14 protein-coding genes are annotated in these 10128 nt (G+C 41.8%); 1 reads left to right on the top strand and 13 read right to left on the bottom strand.

Going from position 1 to position 10128, the window contains the following annotated elements:
* A partial coding sequence (locus tag NCY57_RS15945; RefSeq protein WP_250789841.1) for a site-specific integrase occupies positions 1-1139 on the top strand: 1139 nt, incomplete at its 5' end.
* 146 nt (positions 1140-1285) lie between these two features.
* Here NCY57_RS15945 and NCY57_RS16870 read toward each other — a convergent pair.
* The 13 genes from NCY57_RS16870 to NCY57_RS16000 all read right to left on the bottom strand — a co-directional run bounded on the left by NCY57_RS16870 (position 1286) and on the right by NCY57_RS16000 (position 10064).
* Complete coding sequence (locus NCY57_RS16870; protein ID WP_284709607.1) at positions 1286-1420, bottom strand: hypothetical protein; 135 nt, start codon at positions 1418-1420, stop codon at positions 1286-1288.
* A 36-nt stretch (positions 1421-1456) separates the two neighbouring features.
* On the bottom strand, positions 1457-2170 hold the full coding sequence (locus NCY57_RS15950) for a hypothetical protein (protein WP_173734328.1): 714 nt from the start codon (positions 2168-2170) through the stop codon (positions 1457-1459).
* Between the two features lie 16 nt (positions 2171-2186).
* Complete coding sequence (locus NCY57_RS15955) at positions 2187-2705, bottom strand: hypothetical protein (protein WP_173758678.1); 519 nt, start codon at positions 2703-2705, stop codon at positions 2187-2189.
* Positions 2706-2761: 56 nt separating this feature from the next.
* Positions 2762-3874 carry a hypothetical protein gene (locus tag NCY57_RS15960; protein WP_118044338.1) on the bottom strand — a complete coding sequence of 371 codons (1113 nt, stop codon included), beginning with the start codon at positions 3872-3874 and terminating at the stop codon, positions 2762-2764.
* Between the two features lie 18 nt (positions 3875-3892).
* Positions 3893-4024, bottom strand: coding sequence for a hypothetical protein (locus NCY57_RS16875; RefSeq protein WP_005423021.1), 132 nt, complete (start codon positions 4022-4024; stop codon positions 3893-3895).
* 476 nt (positions 4025-4500) lie between these two features.
* On the bottom strand, positions 4501-4728 hold the full coding sequence (locus NCY57_RS15965; protein WP_005423033.1) for a cold-shock protein: 228 nt from the start codon (positions 4726-4728) through the stop codon (positions 4501-4503).
* Positions 4729-4841: 113 nt separating this feature from the next.
* Positions 4842-5345 carry a hypothetical protein gene (locus tag NCY57_RS15970; RefSeq protein ID WP_250789843.1) on the bottom strand — a complete coding sequence of 168 codons (504 nt, stop codon included), beginning with the start codon at positions 5343-5345 and terminating at the stop codon, positions 4842-4844.
* A complete protein-coding gene (locus NCY57_RS15975; protein WP_173758676.1) occupies positions 5305-5994 on the bottom strand; it encodes a hypothetical protein in 690 nt (229 codons plus the stop codon). The genes NCY57_RS15970 and NCY57_RS15975 overlap by 41 nt, the downstream gene beginning before the upstream one ends.
* 70 nt (positions 5995-6064) lie before the next feature.
* Entirely contained in the window at positions 6065-6724 is a 660-nt protein-coding gene (locus tag NCY57_RS15980) for a hypothetical protein (RefSeq protein WP_250789842.1), read from the bottom strand.
* Positions 6725-6736: 12 nt separating this feature from the next.
* Positions 6737-7189 (bottom strand): zinc-finger-containing protein, encoded by a 453-nt coding sequence (locus NCY57_RS15985; RefSeq protein ID WP_055066318.1) that lies wholly within the window; start codon positions 7187-7189, stop codon positions 6737-6739.
* 91 nt (positions 7190-7280) lie between these two features.
* Positions 7281-8243 carry a S1 RNA-binding domain-containing protein gene (locus tag NCY57_RS15990; RefSeq protein ID WP_110925766.1) on the bottom strand — a complete coding sequence of 321 codons (963 nt, stop codon included), beginning with the start codon at positions 8241-8243 and terminating at the stop codon, positions 7281-7283.
* Positions 8244-8801: 558 nt separating this feature from the next.
* Positions 8802-9725 carry a thioredoxin-disulfide reductase gene (gene trxB / locus NCY57_RS15995; protein WP_173758674.1) on the bottom strand — a complete coding sequence of 308 codons (924 nt, stop codon included), beginning with the start codon at positions 9723-9725 and terminating at the stop codon, positions 8802-8804.
* 15 nt (positions 9726-9740) lie between these two features.
* Positions 9741-10064, bottom strand: a complete 324-nt coding sequence (locus tag NCY57_RS16000) for a thioredoxin family protein (RefSeq protein ID WP_005330449.1) — start codon at positions 10062-10064, stop codon at positions 9741-9743.
* Between the last annotated feature and the right edge of the window lie 64 nt (positions 10065-10128).

Raw genomic sequence — 10128 nt, forward strand, 5'->3', positions numbered from 1 at the left:
AACGAACAGACGGAAAATACTTATATAAATATGTGGACGCATTTGGAAACACAAAATATGTGTATGCTTGGAGATTGACACCCACAGACCCGACACCAAAGGGAAAACGGGAAAAACCCTCACTTCGTGAACTGGAACAGCAGATAAGACGGGATATTGAGGACGGTATCGACAGCACAGGCAAGAAAATGACGCTTTGCCAACTCTACGCCAAACAGAACGCACAGAGGGCAAACGTGAAGAAAAGCACACAGAAACAACGGGAACAGCTCATGCGGTTATTGAAAGAGGACAAGTTAGGTGCTAGGAGCATTGATACGATAAAACCCTCTGACGCTAGGGAATGGGCGTTACGCATGAAAGACAAAGGCTTTTCCTATAACACCATTAACAACCATAAACGCTCGTTAAAAGCGTCATTCTATATCGCCATACAAGACGATTGTGTAAGGAAAAACCCTTTTGATTTCAAGTTGAGTGAAGTCCTAGAAAATGATACCAAAGAGAAAGTCGCATTGACAGAGGAACAGGAACAATCCCTACTCTCATTCATCAAGACGGACAATGTGTATCACAAGTATTATGATGATGTGCTGATACTGTTAAAGACTGGACTTCGTATCTCGGAACTGTGCGGACTGACAATCATGGACGTTGATTTTATCCATGAGGTTGTAGTTATCGACCACCAGTTACTAAAGAGCAAGGAACAAGGCTATTATATTGAAACGCCTAAAACAAAGAGCGGAATAAGGCAAGTGCCATTAAGCAGAGAAACGATACAAGCATTTCAACGGGTTATGAAGAAACGCTCAAAGGCAGAACCATTTGTGATAGACGGACGGAGCAATTTTCTGTTTGTCAATCATAAAGGCAAGCCGAAAGTTGCCATTGATTACAGCACTTTATTTGTCCGTATGGTAAAGAAATACAACAAGCACCACAAGGACAATCCCTTGCCACATATCACACCGCATACGCTACGCCATACATTCTGCACAAGGCTGGCAAGCAAGAACATGAACCCAAAAGATTTACAGTATATCATGGGGCATTCAAACATCAGTATCACAATGAACTGGTACGCTCATGCGTCCATAGATACCGCAAAATCAGAGGTTCAGCGTCTAATCGCATAGAAGTATTTACCACGATTTTAACCACGCTTGATAGCGAAAATATAAGAAGATAGACCTAGATATGTGAGGTTTACCACAAAAGCAAAATGCCCGTAGAGCCTATAAAATAAGGCTTTGCGGACATTTAAGAAGATATAAAAAGATAGTCAAAAAGACATATATAATTTTAAAATAAAATCATAAGTAACGTCCTCACTGTACCGTTTGCGGATCAGCTTCGGCACCTTTCTTCTGATCCTGATCATCTTCTGGTTCAGATTCATGTAATTGTATTTACCCATATTATTCGTTTCCTCCTGATTTTTTCATTTTTTATACTAAGCAGAACGCGGAAGGCTTACCTCCGGCCCTGTCCCAGTCTTTTTTAACATTTCTTCCATTTCCTCCCGGATACATCCGATACAGATCTTCTTTTTTGAAATCTCCGGAAGTTTTTCAAGGAGCCACTTCTGGGCGAAAAGCTCTGCTGCCCGCTGCGGGTTGCTTAAATATTCCAGAAACATCCGGTCAGAAAATTCCCACTTCATATCCGCAAAATGAAACTGCGGCTGATAGATCAGATCCTCCGGCCGCTTTCCTTTTTTAATAAAACGGTCTGCATTTAGCTGGATATAAACCCTGCTGATCTCCGGGATCATCTGTGCAGCTGCATACCCGCCTTTTAACAAAAGTTCATCCCATTGTTCCCGGATAAGTTTCTTTCCAATGCGGCTTATCTGTGTTTCCAGTTTCGGGATCAGATCCTCACGCACAGGAAAGCCAAAATCATCCGGTATCCCGATCAGCTTCAGAAAAAGATCTTCTGCTTCATAAAGGGAATACTCCGGCATGTGGATCACGGCACACCAGTTCCGGTCTGTTTTTCTGTTTTCCTTTAAACAGTCAAAGAAAAAGAAACAGTTTCCATATCTTGCCTTTATAAACAGCTGTCCGGAAAATTCTTTTACTTCACAATCCGGCGATTTCAGCCATGCGATCAGTTTTTCTGCCTCCCTGCTCTCTTTTAACCAGTCCGGAAGTTTTCTATCCATCACATACCTCCGTAATTTAGATATATGGCAGGGAATACCTGGAATACACCATTTTTGCCCGTTTTAAAAATGCAGAGCCTTTTTCTGCTTTTGCAAACCATTCCACAAAAAAACGTGTCAGGTTCTGCTGCAGTGTCCGGTGTGTATCAAGGGCATAATCCACAAATTCCCCATATCCGTCCATACTTCCTGCAAGCAGGTAGCAGGTAAACATTTTTGCCATCTGCTCTTCATCTGAAGGATTGATCTCCATTTCCTCTGCACCTTCATACACCAGGCACACCCTTTCTGGCTGTTCCTTTACATGCAGACACAGATCATCGGCCATCAGTTTCGATGCTTCGTTTCGAAGATCGTAATATCTGACCTCTGAAAGACCTTTTAGCCAGGCAAACCCAAGATAAGTGTAATTGTCTTTTATTTCCTGCTGCTCTTTTGCCATGGACTCCATAAATTTTTTGTGTCCGGTGGGATGGCAGTTCAAGTATTCATCTACCAGCAGCCTTGCCACATCTTTTCCATTCGTAACCTTCATGTTTTCCTCCCATCAAAAAAAGACAGTCCATGCTGTCTCCATTCTTTTAAATCCTGTTAGTATTTTACAGTGCCAGGAATATCATATTCATGCCAGCGTTTTGACACACAGCCGGCAATTTTTTCTTCCAGAGCTAAAAGTCCTCTCTCATTCGTCTTTTCCTGCCTTGCAATGGTAATGGATTCACAGATCCCGCAGTAGATCTCGTATGCGCTGCATGGCTCATTCCCAGTAGTAGCCTTAAACTGCTCCACGGTTTCTGCAAGCAGTTTTTTTCCAAATCCCGCCTGCTTCATGATCCCTGCCATGGCATTTGCCGGATGCTCGATCCAGATATCACACAGCCGCATGACCCCTTTTAAGACTTCCCGGTAGTAATCAAAGATCGACTCTATGTTTTCCGTGAAATCTTCCATTCCTTTACAGTTTTTGTGCGTAACCTTCAGGGCATTGCCAAGGATCACATTTCTTGTCGGCTCCTGCAGGGAATAAAAAATATTCGCTCCGGACACACCAACGTCTGACGTAGTGATCCGTACAACTGCTTTTATGTCCTTATCGGTCTTTCTTCCATAATTCTGCATCAGTTCCTTATAAACATCTGTAAGTTTCGTATCTTCCAGCTGCCAGGACGCCGTAACAGAATAATGATCTGCATAGCCGTTTAAAAACGTTGCCTTCTCATAGTCCCCATGGATATATGCCGAGGTAACCATGTACATATCCGGCATGGATATGATGGCATAATCTTTTTCATCACCAGACAGGACTGCCCTTATTTTTCCTTCACAGAAACGGATCAGTGCTCTTCCTCTTGCAACCTTCAGGCATTTATTCAAGATCTCTGCCAGTGTTTTCTTATCGACATCTGCCAGGGCTTTGCCATCAATCCTGGCCCGTCCTTTCAACGATTTGATTGCTGAATTTCCTATATAACAGATCCTCTCGGGCAGGATAAGAACCAGCCTGGAATGAGATAAAGTATCTTTTTCCAGTGCTTCCAGGGAAATGCCCGGAACCTCTGTGCAGGTTTCCTCTCCTGCAGCTGCCACCTTTAATTTCTTACTGGTGATCCGGATCCATTCTGCCCGGCTGTCTATCTCTTCCAGATACTCGCACAGTTCCTTTTCTGTCCGGAACTCCTTATAAAAGTCATCTTTATAATACATAATGTCCGCCTTTCCACGCTAGCTGAAAATCCGGACTTCAACAGCCTGTATCTTTCCATCTTCGATGCAAAATACATAGCCGTCTTCTGCCATCTCCATAAGCATTCCAATTTCCAGTGCATTTGCGTTTTCCCATTTAATTGTCTCCATAATCGACCCTCCTGATTTTACAATGTGTTTTCTTTTTTTGATGTTCTTAAGGTATTTCTTTTTGCAGTTTCCTTAACTGCCAGTTTCATTCGTGCTCCTCCTTTCTGCTTTTTATGCAATAAAAAAAGACACAAAAAGAATCTTCTTTCCTTCTTGCATCTTCCTTATATTTTGCATATCCATTTTTTCTCATTAAGGGCAAGACCGCCCCAAAGTGTTTCTTCCGGAATGTCCGGAACTAAAGAATAACCACAGTCTTTTATAGACTGTTAAATTATTTTTCATTTAAAGACTACCACAACATTTTGTGGTTGTCAATTAATTTTAACTATATATTGTGTTATTATGTGAGTTATCTTTATTATTCTGCTACATGTTGTGACAGGCGGCATGATACCGCCTGTCTTTTCATCCGTCTACATAAATGCATGTATCTGAGGGGAATAGGTAATCTGTACATGCACTATGAAAACGTCTTACTCAGCGTTTGGATCCGCCGGGGAAATATTTTTGGCAAGGCTTCGCCCGTTGGCATCCGTCCCTGCTTCAAAAAGGACCGGCTGGCCACCGCTTAATTTCCGGTATCCATCCATCTGGATCTCCGAAAAGTGGGCGAAATAATCAATCCCGTCTTCACCGGTGATAAAGCCGTATCCTTTCTGTGCGCTGAACCATTTCACGGTTCCCTGTAGTGTTTCTGACATATCCTTCTCTCCTTTGCTGTATTTCCCGCAATAGTCTTTTGCGGAAACAGGGCAGCATGGAATCGAACCATGCCTGGTGCTCCCCTCCCTGCTATAAAAGGGATCTCTTCCTCTTATATTTCTTCGTTTCCCAAAAAAGTCCCGTTATTGAGTGCTGCATCCACCCGGCGGATTCCTACCAGCTTCTTTTCATTTATGCCAAAATAAAACCGGTAACGTTTTCCCTCCAAAACTTTTACGTTTTTATCCAGCAAAAGTTCACTCTGCCGTCCGGCCGGATCACTTACCCGGATCTTCCGTAATCTTGCAAAGGGAATTTTCCCGTCTATCCCGGTTACCAGCCCTTCCACGATTTCATAGGTCTTTTTATCCGCGGTGCGGAAAATAAGATATGTTCTTATAAACCCGATAATCCCAAGCAGGAAAGACCAGAAAATAAAAGTTTTGTCTTTCATCCATGTTCCCATAAATGATCCGAAAAGCAGGATAAAAAGAGACAGGATACCATATCGCTGGATCCTGTCCTTAAAAAAATCCGGTATATTCTGATAACGTGTTCCAAAATCTTCCAAGCATCTATACAGCCTGTGCCAATACGGATGTTCCGTTTGCTTCAAGGCAGTCCTCCCTTCTTATGTTGTCGATCACAAGCTGTTTCTTATAGTAAAGCTGCGCTACACGGCTTATAAATTCCCGTTGTATCTGTCCCTGGAGGGAATCTGCTAAATTGGGTTCCCTGCTTTTTGCCTCTTCTTTTAAACATTTCAGGTGGCAGGAAACATCCCCTTCTCTTTGAAGATAGGAAAGTAGCTGGTATTCCTCTTCTGTAAGCAGCGGCTTTTTAAAAGCTCTCAGTGAAAACTTCAGTCCTTTTCCCATGGAAAGGGCTTCCATAAAATGCTTCATGCGTTCTGTCCGTGAAAAGGCCATGGGAGACATGACTGCCCGGCTGATAATGCTGTATACAGCTTCCTCTCTGGTACATCCTTCTGTCAGCACAACCAGGCCCCGCTTTACCAGACGGTTCAGGCAAAACTGAAAATCTTCTTTGTCCGCCCATTCCTGTGCCTGTTTTTCTCCAAGGCTAAATACAAGAAGACGATGCATCTGGGAGTGGACCTTATCCTCTTCACAGAAAGACCAGGTGAGCGCAGCCCACAAAATAGTTTCCATTTCTGTAAGTACTTTTTCTTCCCCATCTACCCAGACACAAAACCTTCCATCTGCATCATCTTTTTTCATTCCGATTGCTGTATACCATCTCATGACATTTCCTCCTTGTCATTTTCACTCTTTCTAATCTCTGCTTCTGATCTGTTTTCTTTCATATAACTTGTTACCCATACATCATTTCCAGGAGTTTTGGAAGTACATACCCCAAAAGCATGCCTGCTGCCGTACAGATTCCGATATTCGGCCGCCGCAGTTTCCATACTTCCTGTGTTTTGGTCCCGATAATCCTTGTTCTTCCCGGTACGATCCACCTGAGTTTCCGATAAAACTCCATGAATCCCTGATTGTCAAAGCCAAAGGATCGTACACAGAAAACATCCCGTTCCTGTTCTTCTTCATCCAAAAGGAAAAAGCTTTTCTGTTCTTTCCCTTCTTTTCGGATCACGATATAAAATTCTGGAATTCCCCGTCTGGATCCTTCTACGATCTTATCCATCTCATCGTAAAAGATCCTGCAGGACTCATATTTTCCGTTTTTTTCCGGCTGGCAGACTGCCAGGCTGTCCTCTTCAAGTGCCATATAACAGTTTTCTGCCTCCATGATCCTCCGGCTGATTTTTATGGCCTGACGAAGAAGCAGGATTATCGCAAGCGCCAGTGCAGTACACAAATATACAAGATCCCAGCATCTTTTCTGGTATATGAAAAAGTATGCGCTGATTCCCTCTGCCACACTGCATATTGCTGTCATAATAAAATACTGTTCTTTAAGGTCCATCAGATGATATACATCATCTTCTGTCGCCTGTAGTCTCAAGGGCATCCATCCTTTCCGTCATGCCACGCTTATTTTATCCGGGGATTTCTTTTTTTCCTCTCGGCTTTTTATATAGTCTGTACATTCCCGGATGGTCTGTTCACACAGGTAATAAGAAAATTTCCCGATATGTGTGTCCTTTTCCCGGAGATTCAAACGGTTCTGAAGCCAGATATATGTGCTGTGTTTGGTCATATAACCATTTTTCCAGATTGCATCCAAAGCTCTGTGTGCTTCGATCCGCTTATTACGCAGATTGCTGTCAGCCATGGTTCCCATGGGACGCATACTTTTTTTGTGTGCCCCAATGTATGAATCACAGGAAGGATAGCCGCTGCATACATACAGGTATTTCTCCGGATCCAGGTTGTTATCTCCATAGACATAAGCTGCAGGCCTAAGTACCCCGGGTCTTTTGCAATATGGACAGTACAAGGTTTCCCGCATCTGTTTTTTCTTCTTTTTTGCCATCTGACGTCACTCCTTTCCATCTTTATCTCCGATGTTAAAGAAATCCCTTTTTCTGTGTCAACAGAATTCTTTGAAAATCATAAAAACATTTTCAGGAAGCTCTTTTGATAAGCCTTGTGATAATGCCTTCTGCCACTTCATAGTTGTCGTTGATGCGGGTCACCACAAATCCAATCTTATCTTTCTTTCCCGGAAGTGCGGACATATTGCAGGAATGTGCCACGGCATTGACTCCGATATCAAGGCGGATAAAATAGGTTCCCTTATAGACTTCCGTAATGATCCCTGTATATTTTCCCTGTTTATGGCATTTCCGGAGGTTATCTTTATTGATATTGGCTGTCGGACTCTTTGCATCCACTTCTATAATGATCTGGTCAACAGAGCTTGCTTCCACCTTATTGACCATGACCAGCACCAGATCACCTACCTGGAATTTTTCTCCGGCATCTACCATCCACTCCCAGGCCATGTCCCTGGCCCGGACAGATACTTCTACACCAAAGACTTCCAGGCGGACTGCTTTGGGAGCTACCGCGATCACCCTTGCTTCTACGATCCTGCCTTCATAGAGCATTGGTTTTTCTGTATCTTCCCCAAGGTAAAAAGTCTGTCTCTTTTTAAGCATTGCATCTTTTCTGGATGCTACAACGCTCCGGCTCTTGTTATCCAGATCTTTGATGATGAAATCAATATCACAGCCGAGCATGTTGTTAGCAATACGGACCTGACGGTTTAAGGTATCCGCGTTTTCACGCCCGTCTCCCTGAAGGTTGATCATCATTTCATTCATTGGGATAATGATCCGGAAACCATTAAAGTATGTAACAGCAACCATCCATCCACTCTCCAGTTTTTCAATGCCCCCGAGCTGGCCCGTCAGGATCTTTCTGGTACGATGTGCATTCAAAAGCTGATGCCATCTGGCTTCTTCCTGTTCCTCCATGCTTTCAACCTGCGCGTCTACATCGATTGTCAAAACACCATCGTAGACCGCACGCGGAACATCTTTTTCCCCGTTTCCCGCCAAAACTGTTTTTTTGGTATCCTCCATATACTTCCTCCTGTTCTTATTTATTTTTGTCTTCTCTGCTCCATCCAGAAAACTCCTTTTCCTCCGGTACTCAGGAAAGACAAAAGAAGACACAAAAAAAGCAGCCCGTTTAAAGCTGCTTTCTTCATGCCTTCTTTTTACAGATACCATTCTATAATACATGGAATTCTATGTCAATATTACCTCGATTGCAATAGTGTCGCATATTAGTTCCTTTTATGAAGCCTGTACGACAGAAGGATTTGGTAACACTAAGAACTGCCAGATTCCTGTGTCCTTATAGAAAATTCCATCTCATATGTAATTGTTTCATTATATAGTGTTTATTTCTTCCTCTTAATCGTCCCCAATAAGACAACCGAGCTTCTTGTACATTTTTAAACTATAGATATTACGGAACAGTTGCAGTAGATATATATTTTTTCAAATAGCTGAAGGATAATACCTGATTATCTGTTATTTATATACATAATACATATTGAATTTTAGTAAAACTAGAGGATACATAAAAATGCCATTAACCAAAGAACAATTTCTTAAACAATTAAATTCTGATTGTTATTTCTCCACATACTCTTCTGCCATATGTACTGCCATAGCACCATCTGCCACTGCTGTTACTATCTGACGAAGTAACTTTGTTCTGACATCTCCTACAGCATAAACACCCGGAATACTCGTTTCAGTGTTTTCACCTGCCACAATATATCCTTTATTATCCAGTTCTATCTGATTATCTAAAAAATCTGTTGTCGGTTTTCTTCCTATACTCACAAACAGGCCGTCACATTCTATAATGTTTTCTTCTCCTGTAACTGTATCTTTCAACCGCACACCAGTCAATCGTTCTCCATAAATCAGTTCATTTACTGTATTGTTCCATCGAAACTCTATATTTTCAGTTTTCATCAGCTGGTCATGGTAGATTTTCGTTGCACGTAATGTATCTCTTCGATGAACAATGATGACTTTCTTAGCAATTCGACTTAAAAGAACAGCATCTGATACAGCAGAATTTCCACCACCAACAACCACCACGATCTTATCTTTATAAAACATACCATCACAGGAGGCACAATAAGCAACCCCATGACCTATCAATTCTTTTTCTTTAGCAAGACCAAGTTCTCTTGGATTTGCTCCAGTAGCAATCACTACTGTTTTCCCAATATAAATTCCCGAACTAGTTTCTACTCTCTTAAGCTTTCCTGCTAAATCCATATTATAAACTTCAGCATATTCACTTTTAGCGCCAAATTTTTCCGCCTGTTTTTGCATTTTCTCTGCCAATGAAAATCCGTCAATTCCATTTTCAAAACCAGGATAGTTATCAATCTGCCAGGTCAATGACATCTGACCACCTGCAGATAATTTTTCTATAACAATTGTATCAAGTCCTGCTCTGGCTGCGTATAATGCTGAAGTATACCCTCCAGGTCCTCCACCCACGATAATCATATCGTAAACATGATTTTCATTCATACAGCAGTCCTCCTTTTATTTTTCCAATGCTTCATTAATAAAATTCTCTATCATTATTTTTGATTCAGGTGCAACAATAGAATCTATTGCCTTTCCATCCCGATATAAAACCAGCGTAGGAATTATCTCAATCTTTTCAGCTTCTGCAATCTGTGGTTCTTCATCAATATTTACTTTTCCAGCAATAAGAATATCGCTGTATTCTTCACTTATTTTTTCATAAGCCGCTCCAATTCTACGGCAATAACCACACCACGGTGCCCAGAAATCAACCAAAACCGGTTTTTCCTTATGAATTAATTGTCCAAACTTTTCTTTATTTATATTTATAGATGTCATATTTTTCAACTCCTTCTCCTATTTGAACTTAATATATCGCATAAAAGATCTTGCTTCTGTGATG

This window comes from Blautia sp. MB18-30 (assembly GCF_023669475.1).
Taxonomy (GTDB): Bacteria; Bacillota; Clostridia; order Lachnospirales; family Lachnospiraceae; genus Blautia_A; species Blautia_A fusiformis.

What these genes read in the sequence shown, in the direction of transcription:
- NCY57_RS16870 (WP_284709607.1), bottom strand. Translation starts at nt 1,420, where the DNA reads ATGGGTAAATACAATTACATGAATCTGAACCAGAAGATGATCAGGATC.
- NCY57_RS15950 (WP_173734328.1), bottom strand. Translation starts at nt 2,170, where the DNA reads ATGGATAGAAAACTTCCGGACTGGTTAAAAGAGAGCAGGGAGGCAGAA.
- NCY57_RS15955 (WP_173758678.1), bottom strand. Translation starts at nt 2,705, where the DNA reads ATGAAGGTTACGAATGGAAAAGATGTGGCAAGGCTGCTGGTAGATGAA.
- NCY57_RS15960 (WP_118044338.1), bottom strand. Translation starts at nt 3,874, where the DNA reads ATGTATTATAAAGATGACTTTTATAAGGAGTTCCGGACAGAAAAGGAA.
- NCY57_RS16875 (WP_005423021.1), bottom strand. Translation starts at nt 4,024, where the DNA reads ATGGAGACAATTAAATGGGAAAACGCAAATGCACTGGAAATTGGAATG.
- NCY57_RS15965 (WP_005423033.1), bottom strand. Translation starts at nt 4,728, where the DNA reads ATGTCAGAAACACTACAGGGAACCGTGAAATGGTTCAGCGCACAGAAA.
- NCY57_RS15975 (WP_173758676.1), bottom strand. Translation starts at nt 5,994, where the DNA reads ATGAGATGGTATACAGCAATCGGAATGAAAAAAGATGATGCAGATGGA.
- NCY57_RS15980 (WP_250789842.1), bottom strand. Translation starts at nt 6,724, where the DNA reads ATGCCCTTGAGACTACAGGCGACAGAAGATGATGTATATCATCTGATG.
- NCY57_RS15985 (WP_055066318.1), bottom strand. Translation starts at nt 7,189, where the DNA reads ATGGCAAAAAAGAAGAAAAAACAGATGCGGGAAACCTTGTACTGTCCA.
- NCY57_RS15990 (WP_110925766.1), bottom strand. Translation starts at nt 8,243, where the DNA reads ATGGAGGATACCAAAAAAACAGTTTTGGCGGGAAACGGGGAAAAAGAT.
- trxB (WP_173758674.1), bottom strand. Translation starts at nt 9,725, where the DNA reads ATGAATGAAAATCATGTTTACGATATGATTATCGTGGGTGGAGGACCT.
- NCY57_RS16000 (WP_005330449.1), bottom strand. Translation starts at nt 10,064, where the DNA reads ATGACATCTATAAATATAAATAAAGAAAAGTTTGGACAATTAATTCAT.